General features: G+C 42.8%; 18 protein-coding genes, 1 tRNA gene, 1 rRNA gene and 2 riboswitches (1 of these 22 cut by a window edge). Of the genes, 13 read left to right on the top strand and 7 right to left on the bottom strand.

The window, feature by feature from the left end:
• Window positions 1-125 precede the first annotated feature (125 nt).
• From MKY10_RS16540 to MKY10_RS16530, 3 genes are all read left to right on the top strand, one after another.
• Entirely contained in the window at window positions 126-1,292 is a 1,167-nt protein-coding gene (locus MKY10_RS16540; RefSeq protein WP_014480665.1) for an AI-2E family transporter, read from the top strand.
• 92 nt (window positions 1,293-1,384) lie between these two features.
• Entirely contained in the window at window positions 1,385-2,215 is an 831-nt protein-coding gene (locus MKY10_RS16535; protein ID WP_014477785.1) for an undecaprenyl-diphosphate phosphatase, read from the top strand.
• Between the two features lie 106 nt (window positions 2,216-2,321).
• Window positions 2,322-2,394, top strand: a tRNA-Ala gene (locus MKY10_RS16530).
• A gap of 105 nt (window positions 2,395-2,499) precedes the next feature.
• Here the strand turns inward: MKY10_RS16530 and cdoA are convergent.
• A complete protein-coding gene (cdoA, locus tag MKY10_RS16525; protein WP_015251362.1) occupies window positions 2,500-2,985 on the bottom strand; it encodes a cysteine dioxygenase in 486 nt (161 codons plus the stop codon).
• A 518-nt stretch (window positions 2,986-3,503) separates the two neighbouring features.
• On the opposite strand from cdoA, the gene MKY10_RS16520 reads away from it, so the two are divergent.
• From MKY10_RS16520 to MKY10_RS16510, 3 genes are all read left to right on the top strand, one after another.
• Window positions 3,504-5,039 (top strand): MFS transporter, encoded by a 1,536-nt coding sequence (locus MKY10_RS16520; protein WP_015251364.1) that lies wholly within the window; start codon window positions 3,504-3,506, stop codon window positions 5,037-5,039.
• Between the two features lie 160 nt (window positions 5,040-5,199).
• Window positions 5,200-6,048 (top strand): exo-glucosaminidase LytG, encoded by an 849-nt coding sequence (lytG, locus tag MKY10_RS16515; protein WP_003228938.1) that lies wholly within the window; start codon window positions 5,200-5,202, stop codon window positions 6,046-6,048.
• A gap of 108 nt (window positions 6,049-6,156) precedes the next feature.
• Window positions 6,157-6,420 carry a YiaA/YiaB family protein gene (locus MKY10_RS16510; protein WP_003222348.1) on the top strand — a complete coding sequence of 88 codons (264 nt, stop codon included), beginning with the start codon at window positions 6,157-6,159 and terminating at the stop codon, window positions 6,418-6,420.
• Between the two features lie 35 nt (window positions 6,421-6,455).
• On the opposite strand, the gene ktrB is transcribed toward MKY10_RS16510, so the two are convergent.
• The 4 genes from ktrB to gbsR all read right to left on the bottom strand — a co-directional run bounded on the left by ktrB (window position 6,456) and on the right by gbsR (window position 10,118).
• Window positions 6,456-7,793 carry a Ktr system potassium transporter KtrB gene (gene ktrB / locus MKY10_RS16505; protein WP_003228940.1) on the bottom strand — a complete coding sequence of 446 codons (1,338 nt, stop codon included), beginning with the start codon at window positions 7,791-7,793 and terminating at the stop codon, window positions 6,456-6,458.
• A 6-nt stretch (window positions 7,794-7,799) separates the two neighbouring features.
• A complete protein-coding gene (gene ktrA, locus MKY10_RS16500) occupies window positions 7,800-8,468 on the bottom strand; it encodes a potassium uptake protein KtrA (RefSeq protein ID WP_003228942.1) in 669 nt (222 codons plus the stop codon).
• Between the two features lie 72 nt (window positions 8,469-8,540).
• Window positions 8,541-8,689, bottom strand: a riboswitch (cyclic di-AMP (ydaO/yuaA leader).
• A gap of 144 nt (window positions 8,690-8,833) precedes the next feature.
• A complete protein-coding gene (gene bslA / locus MKY10_RS16495; RefSeq protein ID WP_015251365.1) occupies window positions 8,834-9,379 on the bottom strand; it encodes a biofilm surface layer hydrophobin BslA in 546 nt (181 codons plus the stop codon).
• 196 nt (window positions 9,380-9,575) lie between these two features.
• Window positions 9,576-10,118 (bottom strand): transcriptional regulator GbsR, encoded by a 543-nt coding sequence (gene gbsR, locus MKY10_RS16490; RefSeq protein WP_015251366.1) that lies wholly within the window; start codon window positions 10,116-10,118, stop codon window positions 9,576-9,578.
• 198 nt (window positions 10,119-10,316) lie between these two features.
• Between gbsR and betB the strand changes: the two genes are divergently transcribed.
• The 3 genes from betB to MKY10_RS16475 all read left to right on the top strand — a co-directional run bounded on the left by betB (window position 10,317) and on the right by MKY10_RS16475 (window position 13,680).
• Entirely contained in the window at window positions 10,317-11,789 is a 1,473-nt protein-coding gene (gene betB, locus MKY10_RS16485; RefSeq protein WP_003243430.1) for a betaine-aldehyde dehydrogenase, read from the top strand.
• Window positions 11,790-11,805: 16 nt separating this feature from the next.
• Window positions 11,806-13,014: a choline dehydrogenase gene (gene gbsB, locus MKY10_RS16480; protein WP_003243227.1), complete on the top strand. Its 1,209-nt coding sequence runs from the start codon at window positions 11,806-11,808 to the stop codon at window positions 13,012-13,014.
• A gap of 87 nt (window positions 13,015-13,101) precedes the next feature.
• Entirely contained in the window at window positions 13,102-13,680 is a 579-nt protein-coding gene (locus tag MKY10_RS16475; protein WP_015251367.1) for an MOSC domain-containing protein, read from the top strand.
• Window positions 13,681-13,685: 5 nt separating this feature from the next.
• On the opposite strand, the gene MKY10_RS16470 is transcribed toward MKY10_RS16475, so the two are convergent.
• The gene (locus MKY10_RS16470; protein ID WP_003242867.1) at window positions 13,686-14,174 is read right to left on the bottom strand and encodes a DinB family protein; all 489 of its coding nucleotides are present in this window, start codon (window positions 14,172-14,174) and stop codon (window positions 13,686-13,688) included.
• Window positions 14,175-14,341: 167 nt separating this feature from the next.
• Between MKY10_RS16470 and MKY10_RS16465 the strand changes: the two genes are divergently transcribed.
• The 3 genes from MKY10_RS16465 to MKY10_RS16455 are packed head-to-tail and all read left to right on the top strand — an operon-like array spanning window position 14,342 to window position 16,955.
• On the top strand, window positions 14,342-14,866 hold the full coding sequence (locus MKY10_RS16465; RefSeq protein WP_015251368.1) for an NfeD family protein: 525 nt from the start codon (window positions 14,342-14,344) through the stop codon (window positions 14,864-14,866).
• 20 nt (window positions 14,867-14,886) lie between these two features.
• Window positions 14,887-16,416: a flotillin lipid rafts scaffold protein FloT gene (gene floT / locus MKY10_RS16460; protein WP_014480656.1), complete on the top strand. Its 1,530-nt coding sequence runs from the start codon at window positions 14,887-14,889 to the stop codon at window positions 16,414-16,416.
• 17 nt (window positions 16,417-16,433) lie between these two features.
• Entirely contained in the window at window positions 16,434-16,955 is a 522-nt protein-coding gene (locus tag MKY10_RS16455; protein ID WP_003228963.1) for a GNAT family N-acetyltransferase, read from the top strand.
• A 41-nt stretch (window positions 16,956-16,996) separates the two neighbouring features.
• Here MKY10_RS16455 and thiT read toward each other — a convergent pair whose 3' ends face one another.
• Window positions 16,997-17,575 (bottom strand): energy-coupled thiamine transporter ThiT, encoded by a 579-nt coding sequence (thiT, locus tag MKY10_RS16450; RefSeq protein WP_003228966.1) that lies wholly within the window; start codon window positions 17,573-17,575, stop codon window positions 16,997-16,999.
• A gap of 99 nt (window positions 17,576-17,674) precedes the next feature.
• Window positions 17,675-17,776, bottom strand: a riboswitch (TPP riboswitch).
• A gap of 399 nt (window positions 17,777-18,175) precedes the next feature.
• On the opposite strand from thiT, the gene MKY10_RS16445 reads away from it, so the two are divergent.
• Window positions 18,176-18,803 (top strand): 16S ribosomal RNA (locus tag MKY10_RS16445); it runs 922 nt beyond the window's last position.

Raw genomic sequence — 18,803 nt, 5'->3', positions numbered from 1 at the left:
ACATGATAGATATAAATAGAATGTTAAAACCGTGAAAGCTTTTCCAGCAATTAACGGTTTTTATTTTTCATTATAGGGACGATAGTGTACAATTTAATTAAACTATGTATGACGGAGGAACGATAGTGGAGACGTTGCAAACATGGAGCGGCAGATTCAAGCGATTCTTCTTGGATAATAAGTTTGTTTTATTTTTGCTTGTGCTGCTGCTGATTGGTTTAAATATTCTAGTATTTACAAAAACATCATTTATTTTCACCCCGATTATTGTTTTGCTCAAAACGATATCACTTCCGATTATTTTGACAGGCATTGTTTTTTATCTGTTAAACCCGGTCGTCGATTTCCTTGAGAGAAGAAGAATAAGAAGAATCTATTCTATATTGCTGCTATATCTATTGGTTATCGGGCTGATCACGATCACAATCGTGTCGATCATTCCCTTCTTAAAAGAACAAATTATGAGTTTAATCGACAACATCCCAAGATATGTGGATATCGTTGAAAATCAGACGAAACAGCTGATCGGCAGCAACTTCGTCAATCAGGCCCAGCAAACGACGAACATCAATATATCTGATCTCGCAACAAAGGTTTCAGATCAGGCAGCGACAATTGTGAACAGTACCTTTACCGGCGTTGGGAATTTTATCGGCGCCCTGACTGAGATTATCATTTCAATCGTTACGGTTCCGTTTATCCTTTTCTATTTGTTAAAGGACGGAAAAAAATTGCCGGTCTACATACTGAAGTTTGTTCCGACGCAATTGAAAGAACAGACATACACAGTCTTAAGCGAAATGAATCATCGGTTAAGCTCTTATATCAGAGGCCAGATCATTGTCAGCTTCTGTATCGGGTTTTTGCTGTTTATCGGTTATTTGATTATCGGGCTGGATTATGCTTCATTGCTTGCAGTCATTGCGGCTTGCACAAGCATCGTTCCATATTTAGGGCCAACGATTGCCATTACGCCTGCGATTATCATTGCCATAGTGACATCGCCGCTCATGCTGCTTAAGCTGGTGATCGTTTGGACGATTGTTCAGCTGATTGAAGGGAAGCTGATCTCTCCGCAAATTATGGGAAAAAACCTTCACATCCATCCGATTACGATTATTTTTCTGCTGTTAACAGCCGGCAAGCTGTTCGGCGTTGTTGGAATCATTCTTGCGATTCCCGGCTATGCGGTTGCCAAAGTCATTACGACACATTTATTTGACTGGTTTAAAATGCGGTCACATTTATACGATGAAGAAAAAAATGAAAATACGCCGGGGCATAAAGTGTGATTTTCGTTTATAGTTATATAAGACGGGCTTTCCATTTATGGGAAGCTCCCGTTATGTAAAAAAATAAATGTCTAATGGGGAGAATCAAAATCATGACTCTATGGGAATTGTTTGTAGCCGCCATTTTAGGAATCGTAGAAGGATTAACAGAGTACGCGCCGGTTTCTTCGACAGGACATATGATTATAGTAGACGACATCTGGCTTAAATCAAGTAATCTGATGTCAGAAGAAGCTGCTAACTCATTCAAGGTGGTTATTCAGCTAGGCTCCATTTTAGCAGTAGCTATCGTGTTTAAAGACCGAATTTTAAATTTACTGGGCTTGAAAAAAAATATTACAAGCGACCAGGAGCAGGGACATAAATTAAGCATTGCCCAAATTGCCGTCGGACTCGTGCCTGCAGCTGTTCTCGGCTTTTTGTTTGAAGATTACATTGATGAATATTTATTTTCCGTTAAAACTGTGGCCATCGGTTTAATTGCCGGGGCAATCCTCATGCTTTTTGCTGACTGGGTCAATAAACGGAAAACAGCGACAGACACACTCGACCGCATTTCCTATAAACAGGCGATAGCCGTCGGCTTATTCCAATGTCTTGCCCTTTGGCCGGGTTTCTCGCGTTCGGGTTCAACCATTTCCGGCGGTGTTATTCTCGGATTAAACCACCGAGCTGCAGCCGACTTTACGTTTATTATGGCGATGCCGATCATGATGGGAGCCAGCTTTCTAAGCCTCGTGAAGCATTGGGACAGCTTAAGCTCGGATCTGATGCCATTTTTCATCGTCGGCTTTATCTGTGCCTTTGTTGTCGCACTGTTTGTCGTCCGTTTCTTCTTAAGGCTGATTAACAAAATCAAACTTGTCCCATTTGCAATCTATCGAATTATTCTCGGTGTGATTTTACTTTTGATCATGATGTAAGTCGAAAATAAGGCTCTTTTACGAGCCTTATTTTTTCTGTCAATTCAAGAGGAAACAGCTTGTTTTTCAAAATAAAATCATCTATAATAAACATGACATTACATACGGGGCCATAGCTCAGCTGGGAGAGCGCTACGCTGGCAGCGTAGAGGTCAGGGGTTCGAGCCCCCTTGGCTCCATACCTGTAAACCCTTATTCTATAAGGGTTTTTTTGTTTTGAGGAAAAGATTCATTCTCTGAATCCTCCAGTTGAGCGAAGTCAAAGTGAGCAGTTTATCTGTCAATCATGAATTTTCCAATACCTCCTTTTGTTCCTCAAAGACCGTCATGTCTTCCAAAGGAGGGGAGTAGACATGAAGAGACACCATTCGTTCGGATGTGGGATTAGACATTTTGTGAATTAAACCTTTGGTTGAAATAAGGCATTCTCCTTCGTGGACAAAGTATGAATTGGAGAGTTCTGCGTGTTCGCCGGCTGAGCGATAAATAGAATTAAGAAGCTTTCCTTCTAACACCATTGCACAACCAATGGATTGACCATGATCGTGGACTGTTGTCTCCTTGTTTGGCGGAATGTTAATCACGATAATTTCCAATTCATTATTTCGATAGATGGCATTTCGGCCGTAAGCGTACTGGTCTGGTTCCTTAATATACGGTTGACTCAATTTTGCTGCGTTTGGAATTTGTTTTAAAGACGTTGCTAAATCTTTAACCGATGGATTTTTCAAGCCGCCAAAAATGTCTTGGATACACTCATACAGTTCCATTCGTTTTTGCCTCCCGGAATATTTAAAATTTCCTTACATTGGTATTTCATAGGTTAATTCATGGTATTTACCCATATACAATTTAGAGGCGGCAAACGCCCAGTGAACACAAAAAAATGTGCGGCCAAAATGTTGTCTTATCACCAACTTATTCGAGTTTATTAGTTGGAATAGTGGATTGAAAGGGTTAAAACGGCCTGCTTTAATTCGCTTGAGGGAACGAGCAGGGCTCCATAAGTGCAGTTCTAGGCCCCTTGGCTCCAAAACACAATATCGGGGAAAAGCTTTCAGACTTTTTATGTTGTGCTTGAAATTTACTCCATTGACAAAACACAATCGATTTGAAATAATATTTGATTATATGCTCATTCATTCACATAATTATAATAAAATAATATCATTTCCCCTGAAAGGGAGAATATTAGACTGAAAGCTAATGGTATGCAAAATCTATTAGCTTCTTTTGGTTTCAAAAAATGATGTGTTTCGCATGTATTCATATAGGAAGGAATGACAACATGAAGACAAAACACTATTGGGTGATTTCTTTGCTCGCCGTCTTAGCGGTCGGGCCGGGATTGATGTCTAACACGGCATTGTCGTCAGTTCAAGGCCTTGTTCAGAAAGCGGTTGGAACAAGTGGCTTCACATCAGTAAATCCAATATTGATCGGCAATATGGCCTTTGCCTTATTAGTTCCGGCAGGACCGCTGCTGAGGAAAAAATTCGGTGCTCGTCCCGTCTATCTGGCTTCATTACCTGTCTTTATACTAGGTTCACTGCTCATCGCATGTTCAAGCGATGTTGCATGGATGGCGGCAGGACGCTTTTTACAGGGAGCGGCAACAGGTGTCATGCTGATGATTATGATTCCAATGCTTGTACTGTCATTCCCGATTGAACGCAGGAATTATGCACTGCTTGTGCTGATCGGGGGATTCTATGGTTCTGTTATCATCGGCACAATCCTGGGAACCATTGCAACAAGCTGCGGGCATTGGAGATGGCTGTTTTTCATCTTTGGCACCTTGTCCCTGATCGGTGTCGCGGTGAGCTATTTCTTTCTCCATGACGAACATCACGGAGCGGCGGATCAAGAACAGCCGCTTGATCGTGCGGGAATTCTTTTATCTGTTTTCCTTGCCGCAGCCTCAGCGGTTTCATTCATTTTTCTGCAAAAATGGGGGCTGTCATCGGGTTATGTATGGATTGGTTTCGGGGTGACGTTATGTTTGCTCATTGGTCTATTGATTGTGGAATATAAAGTGAAAAACCCATTCATATCTATTAAACTGATGCTGCTGCCAAAACCGGTGCTTGGCTTATTGATCATAGCTGCAGGGACGATAACGGTAGCTGTCAGCCTGTCTGCTTTTCAAGGCTTGCTCCGTCAAATGTATGATATTTCTCAGGAGCATCTCATTCTTTTAAACTTGACTCTTTTAATCGGAGTGGCGATCGCGGCCATTTTGAGCGCTCTGTTTTATGATAAAGTCGGACCAGGGATGCTCGGTATTATCGGCGGACTCATTCTCGTCTTTGTGAATTTTCAATGGCTGCATATGCAGGATCGATCATCTCTTTATATGTTCGCGGCACTGTTTATCATGCTTGCAGCGGGAACAGGCCTGACAGTCGCCGCAGGGCTGATGGGAGCTGCCATGGGAGGCCCGCTGCCTGATTTGGTCAAGAGAATGACAGCTGTTCAGTTTTTAAGATTGTTTGTCTATATGGGAGTTCCTATTCTCATCGGCTTTTTCACGAAAAAAGATGCTGCCAGACAAAGCGGTTCGGTACAGGATTCTATGATGACTGCTTATCATGATCTCTTCTTCATTTCTTTTATCCTTAGCGTGCTGCTCGTCTGCCTGTCATTTTGTATGAATGCCACTGGAATGGGGCACAAACTGGCACATAAACCACATGATAAAGCGAAAACAGCTCCGGAAAAACCGGCCGTTTCAGCAGAAGGTTTGTCGAAGGCAACTGTCAAATCATATAAAGTAATAAATGATACGGAATATCGGAATGCACTCAGAAATTTACAAAAATAGAAACATGGTAAAAACCTTTTCATTGAGCGAAAAGGTTTTTATTTTGCAATCTTTTCCCAACTTTATCCCTAAAGAATTGAAAAATATTAGAAGTGCAAGTAAAATTCTAAAAGGTAGATTCTTTTACATTCGTAATCTTTTAATTCGAAGGAAGGTTTTCATGGCCCGTAAAAAACTTAAAAAACGTAAACTCTTGATTTCACTATTTTTCCTTGTATCGATTCCGCTAGCTCTGTTTGTTTTAGCGACAACTTTATCAAAACCGATTGAAATATCCAAAGAAACTGAAGAAATCGATGAACAGCAAGTATTTATAGACAGTCTGTCCGGACATGCCCAAATTTTGTATGAAAAATACCATGTTCTCCCCAGCATCACAATTGCTCAGGCCATTCTCGAATCGGACTGGGGGAACAGTGAACTGGCTGCTAAGGCCAACAACCTTTTTGGCGTAAAAGGGAATTATAAAGGCCATCATGTCACGATGGAAACGGACGAAGTTGAAAAAGGGAAAAGAAAAACCATTCGCGCGAAGTTTCGAAAATACAGCACGTTTTTTGAATCTATGGATGATCACGCCCAATTGTTCGTCCGTGGCACATCGTGGAATAAAAAGAAGTATAAACCGGTGCTTGAGGCAGGGAATTATAAGGAAGCGGCAACCGCCCTGCAAACATCAGGATATGCTACAGATCCTGACTACGCTGACAAAATCAGCGCTATTGTGGAAAAATACGATTTAGATGAGTACGATGAGGTAAATCCATCCCTCAAATCTGTGGATTTAAACGCCTCTATTAAAGACAGTGCCGTTCAAGACGTATGGTCCAAGCCCTCTACTGATGATCGGTCCATAAGGCTTACCTCTGCCCAATCTTACGTCGGCAAAGACATAAAGGTTGTGTCTAAAAAACAGAAAGGCCAGTCTGTTTGGTACCAATTCCAAATCAATGATAAACTTATTGGCTGGATTGATGATTCAGCTGTTGAAATAAAGGAGGCAACCTAAGCCCTTTTTACTGGTATTTTTAATTCTTTGTTCCATTCCGGGGAATTTGAGGTATAATATTCCACGGAAGTTATCACTTTTTAACTATGCTTTCGGGAGGGAACAAAGGTGCAGAAATATAGACGCAGAAACACGGTTGCCTTTACAGTATTAGCTTATTTTACTTTTTTTGCGGGAGTATTTTTGTTTAGTATCGGACTCTATAATGCTGATAATCTGGAACTCAATGAAAAAGGTTATTACATCGCTGTTATGATACTTGTAGCAGTTGGTGCGATTCTTACACAAAAAGTAACCCGTGATAACGCGGAGGATAACGAAATCATCGCGGAACAGGAAAAAAGACAAAATCAATCTCATATCGAATCATAAAAAAATCCGGCGACTGTACGCCGGATTTTTTGATATCACCCTGTAAACACTTCGCCATCAGGGTAACGGATATTTGATTGCTCTGTTTTTGCGAATGAAAACACGAACGTTAAAGGACCAATTCTTCCGATAAACATGATGACAATAATGATACACTTGCCAGCTGTTGTCAGTTCAGGAGTAAGCCCCATCGTAAGGCCAACAGTTCCGAATGCGGAAAAGGTTTCAAACACAATTTGAAGAAATGGCGCTTGTTCTGTGATCGTCAGGGCGAAAATCCCTAAAAACACGATGAACAAACTGGTGACGCTCACAGCTAAAGCTTTAATGATAATCGGATATTTGATGGAACGGCGGAAAATAACCGTTTCTTTTTTACCTCTCAAGTAAGCAATAACAGATGTTAAAATCACGATGAACGTAGTCAGCTTAATGCCGCTCGCCGTTGATGCGCTTCCTGCTCCGATAAACATCAATAATAAAGTAAATACAATTGTTCCTTCTCTCATGCTTCCAAAATCTAGAGAATTGAAGCCTGCGGTTCTCGGCGTCACTGCCTGAAAATAGGACGCCCACAGTTTATCCACTATATGCAGGTGGCCGAGCGTGCCGGGGTTGCTGTATTCTAAAATAAAGACCGTTAGCATAGCAATCGCATTCAACATCAGCGTTCCTGTAAGCATGAGCTTTGTATGTAAAGAAAAAGCTTTAAAACGCCGATTTTTCATCACATCAAACAGAACCGTAAATCCGATCCCTCCTGTAATAAATAAGAAAGTAATCACGAGGTTTACTGTAGGATCGCCAACGTAGCTCATCAAATTATCAGGCCACAGCGAAAACCCGGCATTGTTAAAAGCAGAAATTGCGTGAAACAAACTTGCAAACAAGCCGGATGACCAGCCGTACTGAGGTACAAGCCGGATGGATAAAATGAGTGCTGCTATCAATTCAATACTGATCGAAAACAGAAACAGGACTTTGACAAGGCCAATGACACCGCCGATTGTCGGCTGGTTTAAGGCTTCCTGGACGAGCATTCGTTCTTTTAAGCCGATTTTTTTTCCTAATATCATGACGATCAAGACCGCAAATGTCATAAATCCAAGCCCGCCAATCTGAATCAGCCCCATAATAACTGTTTGCCCGAATACCGTAAATTGAGTACCGGTATCGACAACAGCAAGCCCTGTAACAGTTGTAGCGGAAGCCGCAGTAAAAAGAGCATCTATCCATGACAATGGCTTCGTAGTGGAAATCGGAAGCATTAATAGGACAGCCCCGATGATAATGGTAAGGAAAAAACCAATGGCAAGCACTTGAGGCGGTGTAAACCGAACCCATTTGATCACTTTATCCTTTTGAAGTGTCACCTTTGTCTACATCCCTTCGTTTTCAAAACGTTTAATATCCTTTTTGTGGCCCATGATCACCAGGCAATCTTGCTCGTGAATGATGTCTTCAGGCGCGGGGGAAAGACAGATATCTCCATGATGTTTAATGGCCAGGATCGTGCAGCCGTACTTTGCTCTTACATTCAGGTCAATAATCGATTTTGAATCAAGCTTGCGCGTAGCCAGCAGCTCGACAATACTGTATTCATCAGATAGATCAATGTAATTCAAAACATTTTCGTCTGAAAGGCTTTGTGCGATTTTAACCCCCATATCTTTTTCAGGATGAATAATGCGGTCAGCGCCGATTTTTTCAAGCACCTTGTGATGATAATAGTTTTGAGCCTTTACCCAAATATTTGGAATATCAAGCTCCTTTAATAATAGGGTGGTCAGCGTACTCGCTTGAATATTTGCTCCGATGGCAACAATCACATATTCAAAATTGCGTATTCCTAATGAAAGCAATTCGTTTTCTTCGGTGGCGTTGGCAATTACCGCATGAGTGGCGTAAGAAGCATATGCATTGACCTTTTCTTCGTTGATATCAACCGCAAGGACCTCATGCCCCATTCTATGAAGTTCTTTACAAATGCTGCCGCCAAACCGGCCCAGCCCGATCACGGCAAATTGCTTATTTTTAATTCTTCCCAATGTTCATATCTCCCTTAGTGAATTAACGTTTTTGAAGCAAAAAAGACCATTGCAAAGAATGGCCGATAATAGACCTCCTCTCTGTATACGCCTACGAGGTTAGCTGTCGGATTAGGGATTCAGAGTACCCCCTCTTACTTAGTAAGATTCACCCCAAGGCTGTTAAAAAAACAGCCAATCGTTGGTTCCCCCGTTCGTGTTTGATTAAGCGGTAAAAGAGACTGTATGAAATTGAACACTCAAGAATTTACTCCTGTTTCTAGTGTTTGTCAATTTAAATTTTAAACCAGAAAAAAGATAACGGGAATTGGAGAAAAAGGGGAGGGTAAAACGCAAAAAAGACCGGCGTTAACCGGTCTTTTACATTAGTTGCAACCGCAAGGCTGAGTCGGAGGAGTGCTGCGCTTAGCCACGTCAATGCTGGCTTCTGCGTAAAATTTATTTCCAATGCTTAATGATTTATTCTCTGCACGGAAAGTATATGTACCTGCGGCAGGAAGTGTTTTGTTATTCAGTTTTAATTTAAATTCGCCAGCTCCTAACAAATCAAGTGCCAAAGGAACTCTTACTGTTTTCCCGTTATTGAGGATCTGTGTTGTACGCAAGGCATTTCCGTTCAATGTGTCTTTCGTGTTTGCAGTAAATCCGCTTGGCAATGTAAACTCCATAACGCCAAGGCTGAGAAGCGTGTTTGGACGGTAAGTCAATTCGACATCTGAGAAAGACCATTCCGTTTTGCTGGCGCCAGTGATTGTTGCGAACAATGAAGCTGTAGACTGTGTTCTCATAGTAGATTCAGTATGAGCTTTAGTTGATGTAGATTCAGCCGCGAAAGAAGCTGTAGGTGCAGAAACGAGTAACCCGAGACTTAATGCACTAATTGCCAAAGAAGATAATAATTTGCGTTTCATAACAAAATTCCCCCTAAAAAATGATAAATTAAACAGGCCTGCCCGCTTTTCACCTCCTCTGAAGGCCAAATACAAATTTTACCTACATAAAATTACCATCAAATATTTTGGAAGTAAATGGGGTGTTTTTCCCGTATTTTTCAAATTTGTAGTAGTTACATCAAAAAAACGCCTGGTTTCCCAGGCGCTTTCTGCTTTACTTTGTTTCGATCGGTATAAATTTAAAAATTTCTCCGGTCTGCACCGATTCAGCAAGCCGTTTCAGCCAGTCATAGTAAGCTTTAGAGCTTTCCAGCTGATCATATAACTGCAGTGCTTCATTTTTGATATCCTCATCGAGATCTTCCTTGCTTAAAACCTTTTGTAAATCAGCTTGTGCTTCCTCGATCGCTGTTACATTCACTTGAACCTCCCGCTCCCATTTAGGTGGAAAGAAATTTGTGAAAAATTTAAAGAAATCCTTCTCAGCCACAAATGTATGCTTGCGGATGCCCCGGTGAAATGTTTTTTTCACTACATTTAAGTCTTGAAGCTTTTTGACGCCAGTGCTCATGCTTGGTTTGCTCATTTGCAACTCCTCACGCATTTCGTCAAGCGTCATCTCATCCCTCATATACATCGTCCCATATAAAATCCCGACACTGCGGGTAATTCCGTAAAGATCCATCGTTTCAGCAATGGAGTCAATAACAAGATCCCGAGCCTGTTCTATAGCTGCAAATTCTGGATTTTCATCCATACTGACCCTCTTTTCCTTTAGAAAATTAAATTCGTTAAGTTATTTCTTTATGTTCTTTATCTTAACGAAACATGAGGAAAAGTCAAAAAGAAAAATCAAAATGGGACTTTGACAGTTTAAAAACCATATGTTAGATTAAGGTTGTTAAAAACATTAAATTTTTATTTAACAAACTTTATTTACGTCAAGGAGGCTTATATGAGTCAAACATTATTCATTGACGGAGAATGGATCAGTGCCGAAAAAGAACAGATCCGCAGTATTATCAACCCATTTAATCAAGAAGAAATTGCAACTGTAAGCGAGGGAGGGCGAGAGGACGCCATCAAAGCAATCGCAGCCGCACGCAGAGCATTTGACAAAGGAGAATGGTCATCGCTATCCGGGCTTGAACGCGGAAAAATTGTTCTGAAAATTGCGGAATTAATCAGACGCGATCTTGAGGAGCTGGCTGAGCTTGAATCTCTTGATACAGGAAAAACACTCGAAGAAAGCAAGGCCGATATGGACGATATCGCCAATGTTTTTCAATATTACGCCGGCTTGGCAGACAAAGATGGCGGAGAGATCATTTCATCTCCGATTCCTGATTCAGAAAGCAAAATTATTAGGGAGCCAATCGGGGTTTGCGGCCAGATCACTCCATGGAATTATCCGCTCCTTCAAGCGAGCTGGAAAATCGCCCCTGCACTGGCCGCAGGAAACACAATCGTCATGAAGCCGAGTGAGATTACGCCGCTGACGACAATCAAAGTCTTTAAGCTGATGGAAGAAGCCGGTGTTCCAAAAGGTGTCGCAAATCTTGTTCTTGGACCGGGAGCCACAGTGGGCGACGAGCTTGCCGTAAACAAAGACGTCGATTTGATTTCATTTACGGGCGGAATTGAAACAGGCAAAAAAATCATGCGGGCGGCAAGCGGAAACGTCAAAAAAATCGCCCTTGAACTTGGCGGGAAAAACCCAAATATTGTTTTCAAGGACGCGGATTTAGAAGTTGCGGTTGATCAGGCCTTAAACGCTGTATTTTTCCACGCCGGCCAAGTATGCTCTGCAGGTTCCCGCTTGCTTGTTGAGGATGCCATTCATGATCAATTTTTGGCGGAGCTGGTCAAACGGGCAAAACGCATAAAACTCGGAAACGGTTTTCATGCTGAGACAGAAAGCGGTCCGCTTATTTCGGCGGAGCACAGGGCAAAGGTAGAAAAATATGTAGAGATCGGAATAGAGGAAGGCGCGAAGCTGGAGACAGGAGGCAAACGCCCGGAAGATCCTGAGCTTCAAAACGGCTTTTTCTATGAACCTACTATTTTCTCAAACTGTAATTCTGACATGAGAATCGTTCAGGAAGAGGTTTTCGGTCCTGTATTGACAGTCGAAACCTTCAGCTCTGAAGAAGAGGTAATCGAGCTTGCGAATGATACCATCTATGGCTTGGCTGGAGCGGTATGGTCAAAAGACATTGAAAAGTGCGAACGGGTAGCAGCCCGCTTGAGAATGGGAACCGTTTGGATCAACGATTTTCATCCGTACTTTGCACAAGCGCCATGGGGCGGATATAAGCAATCCGGGTTCGGACGCGAGCTTGGAAAAATAGGCCTTGAAGAATACACAGAAGTCAAACATGTATACCGCAATACAAAACCGGCAGCGGTTAACTGGTTTAATTCATAAGAGGGGGAGATTGATGATGACATTAAATATGAAGGTAGAAAGCATGCAGAAATTCCACACATTTGAAATTCCGACTGTGATTAAGCATGGAATCGGAGCCATCAAGCATACGGGTGAGGAAGTAGCTGCACTGGGCGTTTCAAAAGCGCTCCTTGTCACAGACCCAGGGATTTATAAAGCCGGTGTTGCTGATCCTGTAATCGAATCACTTAAAGAAGCAGGCATTGAAGTGGTGCTCTTTAATAAAGTTGAGCCAAACCCGCCTGTCCGTCTGGTGAATGAAGGATCTGAGCTTTACAAAAAAGAGAACTGTAATGGTTTGGTGGCAGTCGGAGGCGGAAGCTCCATGGATACAGCAAAAGCAATCGGAGTAGAAGCGACTCACGAAGGAAGCGTGCTTGATTATGAAGCGGCAGATGGGAAAAAACCGCTGGAAAACCGCATTCCTCCGCTGACGACAATTCCCACTACAGCTGGAACAGGATCAGAAGTAACCCAATGGGCGGTTATCACAGATGAAGAAAGAGAATTCAAATTCAACACGGGCGGTCCGCTGATTGCAGCGCACTTGACCATCATTGATCCTGAGCTTCATGTTTCAATGCCTCCGCATGTAACAGCTATGACGGGAATTGATGCGCTCGCCCATGCCATTGAGTGCTATACAATGAAATTTGCACAGCCAATCACGGATGCGGTTGCCTTAATGGCGATTGAGTATGCCGCTCATTACATTAAGAGGGCATTTGCTGACGGAGAGGATCTGGAAGCAAGGTACGGAATGGCGCAGGCTGCGATGCTTGCCGGCCTTTCTTACGGAAGTGAATCAGCGGGCGCGGCTCATGCGATGAGCCAAACGCTTGGCGGTATTATCCCAGTCGCTCACGGCCAATGTGTAGCGGCGATGATGGGCCCTGTCATGGAATACAACTGGAAGGGCTATCCTGAGAAGTTTGCGCGTATTGCGAAAGCGTTCGGTATTGATACAAGCAAGATGACAACAGAAGAAGCTGCGAAAGCATCTGTCAATTGGATGTATGATCTGGTCGAAGATTTAGAAGTGCCGACTTTAGAAGAGCAGGGAGTATCACCTGATATGATCGAACGCTTGTCTAAAGAAGCAATGAAAGATCCGCAAACCTTCGGAAACCCTAGAGATTTAAATGAAAAAGCATACAACTGGATCTACAAGCGCTGCTTTAACCTTACGCCTAAAACGGTATAATCAAAATCCCGCTCCTTTACAGAGCGGGATTTTTTGGGATAATGAAGCATAGGTGGAAATTTTAGATAAGAAAGAAGGTGCCAGCTGATGTGGAAGCGGATGACTGCAAAAGCGGAAGGCTTATATATCGCAGATACAGAAAGCTTCGTAACAAAGCAAATGGACAAGCTTGATTTTGATTATGGCGGCATCCCCGGCGACTTGCATTTTGGCCTGACCAAAAAAGCGGGAGCCAGAGAACCAATGTTTTCAAGAGGGACTGAAATTTTCAACCGCAGACAAATTTCAATTGTTTCAATAGAGGAATGCAACGAAATCGCTTTAAAAATGGGAGTGCCGAGAATTTTGCCGGAATGGCTCGGGGCGAATGTGGCAGTCAGCGGTATGCCAGATCTTACTTCATTAAAAGAAGGAAGCCGGATTATTTTTCCGAGCGGAGCGGCTCTGCTGTGTGAGGGCGAAAATGATCCTTGTATCCAGCCGGGAGAAGTCATTCAGTCTTATTATCCGGACCAACCGAAGCTGGCGTCGGCTTTCGTCCGCCACGCACTGGGCATTAGAGGGATTGTCTGTATTGTGGAGAGACCTGGTGCTGTTTACACAGGTGATGAAATAGAAGTTCATTCCTATCAGCGAAAAGTCAAACGAAAAGCAGAAAGGGTCTGATTAAATCAGGCCCTTTCTATCTTTTCTTTAATTTCTTTCATTTGGCTGAGGTGCCGTTTTTCATGATGGCCGATAAAATCGATCCACTGTCTGACAGTCAGCTCTTGAAACACAGGATGCGGAAGCACTCTTTCAAAATCTTCTTCTTTCAGAGAGGCAATCGCAGCAGTCAGCTGCTCTCTTACCACATCAAGCTCACGTTTCATTTGGCTGCCTGAAATAAAATCATGCGCAGGCTCAAGATGACTCGGGGCTTTCCGTTTATTATTTCTGTCCTGTGCTACCTCAAGCGGTTTTTCTTCAATTTCTTTAATCGGAGCGTCCTTTACACGTTCCTTCAACATTTTTTGTGCGGTCATATCGATTTTTTTCAAATGGTCAAGAACTTCCCGTATGCTCCATTCTTCAGCAGAAGGCTTTTGATTCAGCTTTTCGTCAGAAAGTCCTTTCAATTCGTTCCACGTTTCTAATCTGGCTTCATTAAAGATACTCATCATATCTCCTCCTAAAATGACATTACCATATATATAGGCAATTATCATTTATAAAGCACTTCAAATGGGTTACTTGTCTTAAAATTTTGAAACTTTTCCTGGGGTGTCTCGTATAAATGGTAACGGCAGCCGTTCATCAATGCATTGATGAAGAAAGGATGAGGAAATTGGAGTTATTTGGAGTACCTATACAAACAATTTATCTTTATACGCTTATTATTGCGGGCAGCCTTACGCTGTTATTTCTGTTTTTCGGAGATGTATTTGCAGGGCTGCCAGAAGGCATTCCGTTTCTTAATCCGACATTAGTGCTCTCATTTTTCACATGTTTTTCAGCGGGCGGATATATAGGTGAACTCGTATTGCCTCTGTCAAGCTTGCTGATTGCGCTTTTATCTTGCATCCTTTCGATCATGCTGGTGGTATTGCTTCACATCTTTGTACTGGTACCATTATCATCTGCAGAAGAATCATTGGCATATAGAGAAGATGATCTCAGAGGAAGACTCGGTAAAGTGATTACAGCTGTTCCGGTTGACGGGTTTGGTGAAGTGGTCATAGAAGGGATAGGCGGGACCATTTCAAAGTCAGCGGTCAGTTTTGATAATCAGCAGATCAGTTACGGGACAACGGTGTTAGTCGTAGATATTAACAACGGAGTTCTTTCTGTTACTCCGCATGAACCCATTTAACATACAAGGAGGAATTTGATATGACAATGCCGATTATAATGATCATTGGAGTTGTATTCTTTTTATTAATTGCACTAATAGCTGTGTTTATTACGAAGTATCGTACAGCAGGGCCTGATGAAGCGTTAATTGTAACAGGGAGCTATCTGGGTAATAAAAATGTTCATGTCGATGAAGGCGGCAACCGTATTAAAATCGTCCGCGGCGGAGGAACCTTTGTCCTTCCCGTCTTCCAGCAGGCAGAGCCGCTAAGCTTATTATCAAGCAAACTCGATGTTTCGACACCTGAAGTCTATACAGAACAAGGAGTGCCAGTAATGGCCGATGGAACTGCGATTATTAAAATCGGCGGTTCTATAGGAGAAATCGCTACAGCGGCCGAACAATTTTTAGGGAAATCAAAAGACGACCGTGAGCAGGAAGCGCGGGAGGTTTTAGAAGGCCACCTTCGTTCCATTCTCGGCTCAATGACAGTTGAAGAAATCTATAAAAACAGGGAGAAATTTTCTCAAGAGGTGCAGCGTGTCGCTTCACAGGACCTCGCGAAAATGGGGCTTGTGATTGTTTCCTTTACCATTAAAGATGTGCGTGATAAAAACGGTTATCTTGAATCATTAGGGAAACCGAGAATTGCCCAAGTAAAACGCGATGCTGATATCGCAACAGCAGAGGCTGATAAAGAAACCCGAATTAAGCGGGCAGAAGCCGATAAAGACGCAAAAAAATCAGAACTTGAACGGGCGACGGAAATCGCTGAAGCTGAAAAACTCAATCAGCTCAAAATGGCTGAATTCCGCAGAGAACAAGATACGGCAAAAGCGAATGCCGACCAAGCATATGATTTAGAGACTGCCAGAGCGCGCCAGCAAGTCACAGAGCAGGAAATGCAGGTTAAAATTATCGAACGCCAAAAACAAATAGAACTAGAAGAAAAAGAAATTCTTCGCCGTGAACGTCAATACGACTCAGAGGTAAAGAAAAAAGCCGATGCAGACCGTTATTCTGTTGAGCAGTCCGCAGCAGCTGAGAAAGCCAAACAGCTCGCGGAAGCCGATGCCAAGAAGTACAGTATAGAAGCAATGGCAAAGGCTGAGGCGGAAAAAGTAAGAATTGACGGGCTAGCAAAAGCAGAAGCGGAAAAAGCGAAAGGAGAGACAGAAGCAGAGGTTATCCGCCTGAAAGGTCTTGCAGAAGCGGAAGCAAAAGAGAAAATTGCGGCCGCCTTTGAACAGTACGGGCAGGCGGCGATTTTCGATATGATTGTCAAAATGCTTCCGGAATACGCGAAACAAGCAGCGGCACCTCTTTCAAATATTGATAAAATCACCGTTGTCGATACAGGAGGAAGCGGTGAATCAAGCGGAGCAAACAAAGTAACCAGCTATGCGACGAACTTAATGTCAAGTCTGCAAGAAAGTTTAAAAGCATCCTCAGGAATTGATGTAAAAGAAATGCTTGAGAACTTTTCAGGAAAAGGAAACGTAAAACAAAGCATTAATGAATTAACAAATGAAATCAAAGAAGCCAAAACGGTCCAAAAATCAGAGTAAGGAAAGGGCAGAACCGTATGGTAACTGTACGTGAAGCGAAGTTAGAGGATATAAAGGACATTGCAAAAGTGCATGTAGACAGCTGGAGGACAACATACCACGAAATTATCCCGATTGATTATTTAAACAGCCTGAACTATAAGGAATTTGAAGACAAATGGAAAAGTCGCTCGTTAAAAGGAGTATTTGTTGCTCAGGACGAAAAGGGTTCAGTATTCGGCTTTGCTTCATTTGGACCTATTCGCTCTGAACAAGAAGGCTATGACGGCGAGTTATACGCTATTTATCTTCTGGAAGAGCGCCAGCGGCAAGGTGCAGGCAGGGCGCTCTTAGCAAAAGGAGCGGAGTTTTTGCTTCAACATGGTTTTTCAAGTATGTTTGTTTGGGTTATTGAGCAGAATCCCTCGATTATATTTTATCAGGCCTATTCACCTGAAAGAGTAGCGGAGGACAACTTTGAAATTGCCGGAGTAAGGCTGAAAGAAGTAGGTCTTGGCTGGCCGGATCTTTCAGCTTTAAAAACACTTCTTAACAGATAACGAACAATCCCCCAGCGGAATTCGCTGGGGGATTGTTACTTTTACGCTTTGTCACTTTTAAGCAGACGGGGTGCTGTCATAAATAATAAACATAGGACAATTGCACAAATAATGAATGAAGGAACCATGTAAGTCGCATTATAAGTTAAAGAATAAATCCATACCGGTGTTCCTTTTGGAGCAAAGCTGCCGAAAAACACAGCTCCTGAAATGACATGCGCGGCATAGCGCAGCAAACTGCCGATAAAAACTGCGCTGACCACTGAAACAATCAATTTCCCTTTTGTTTTTGATACAGCGGCTTTACGGACAGAAGAAGCGAAACAGCCGCTTATGCCGATTGCTGCGAAAGCGACAATGTAATCTAACAATAGCTGTACAGGATGTTGAGCAAACAAGTTTCCGATTGCTATTTGTACTAGACCTGTCAACAAACCTGTAGTAAGACCTGCTTTGACACCCCAGCGAAACGAAATTAAAAAGATCGGAATCATCATGATGGAGACCGAGCCTCCTTGAGGCATGCTAAGAAACATTCCTGAGACAATGTCTAAAATAACGGCTGCCGCTGTCATAATGGCAATTTCAATAAGGCGAACCAGTTGCTTAGATTGATTCATATCTATCTCCTTCCATTGACAGACAACCAAAAGGACAACAAAAAAGCAGCACGCGGAAGGATGAGAAAAGTTCCACGCACTGCTTTACGATCTGCAATTCATTTGACTTTGCCACATCCCTACGCCAGCGTTAACTAACAGGTTCAAAGGGTCAGAACGATACCGCTCACTCTCAGCTTTAATGCTCCCCTTGTGGTCATCAGTATTTAGTTCGTTTCTACTATACAAGAAAACGAAAAAAACAACAAGATCACATGACTGATGTATATGTTCTTTTAAGAAAGTTATATGATACACACGCTTTAGAAATCATGGCGAGGATTATAGTTTATTTGTTTTATAGATTTTTTCAAAAAAACTATTGCAATAAATAAATACAGGTGTTATATTATTAAACGTCGCTGATGCACAGCGGACACAAACTAGATGCTTCAAAACAACTTGAAAAAAGTTGTTGACTTAAAAGAAGCTAAATGTTATATTAATAAAGCTGCTTCGTTAAGCGGCAGTAATGATCTTTGAAAACTAAACAAGACAAAACGTACCTGTTAATTCATTTTTATAAATCGCACAGCGATGTGCGTAGTCAGTCAAACTACTTTATCGGAGAGTTTGATCCTGGCTCAGGACGAACGCTGGCGGCGTGCCTAATACATGCAAGTCGAGCGGACAGATGGGAGCTTGCTCCCTGATGTTAGCGGCGGACGGGTGAGTAACACGTGGGTAACCTGCCTGTAAGACTGGGATAACTCCGGGAAACCGGGGCTAATACCGGATGGTTGTTTGAACCGCATGGTTCAAACATAAAAGGTGGCTTCGGCTACCACTTACAGATGGACCCGCGGCGCATTAGCTAGTTGGTGAGGTAATGGCTCACCAAGGCAACGATGCGTAGCCGACCTGAGAGGGTGATCGGCCACACTGGGACTGAGACACGGCCCAGACTCCTACGGGAGGCAGCAGTAGGGAATCTTCCGCAATGGACGAAAGTCTGACGGAGCAACGCCGCGTGAGTGATGAAGGTTTTCGGATCGTAAAGCTCTGTTGTTAGGGAAGAACAAGTACCGTTCGAATAGGGCGGTACCTTGACGGTACCTAACCAGAAAGCCACGGCTAACTACGTGCCAGCAGCCGCGGTAATACGTAGGTGGCAAGCGTTGTCCGGAATTATTGGGCGTAAAGGGCTCGCAGGCGGTTTCTTAAGTCTGATGTGAAAGCCCCCGGCTCA

The sequence above is a fragment of the Bacillus sp. FSL P4-0290 genome (assembly GCF_037975435.1).
Taxonomy (GTDB): Bacteria; Bacillota; Bacilli; order Bacillales; family Bacillaceae; genus Bacillus; species Bacillus subtilis.
This window is presented reverse-complemented; position numbering and strand designations above follow the sequence as displayed.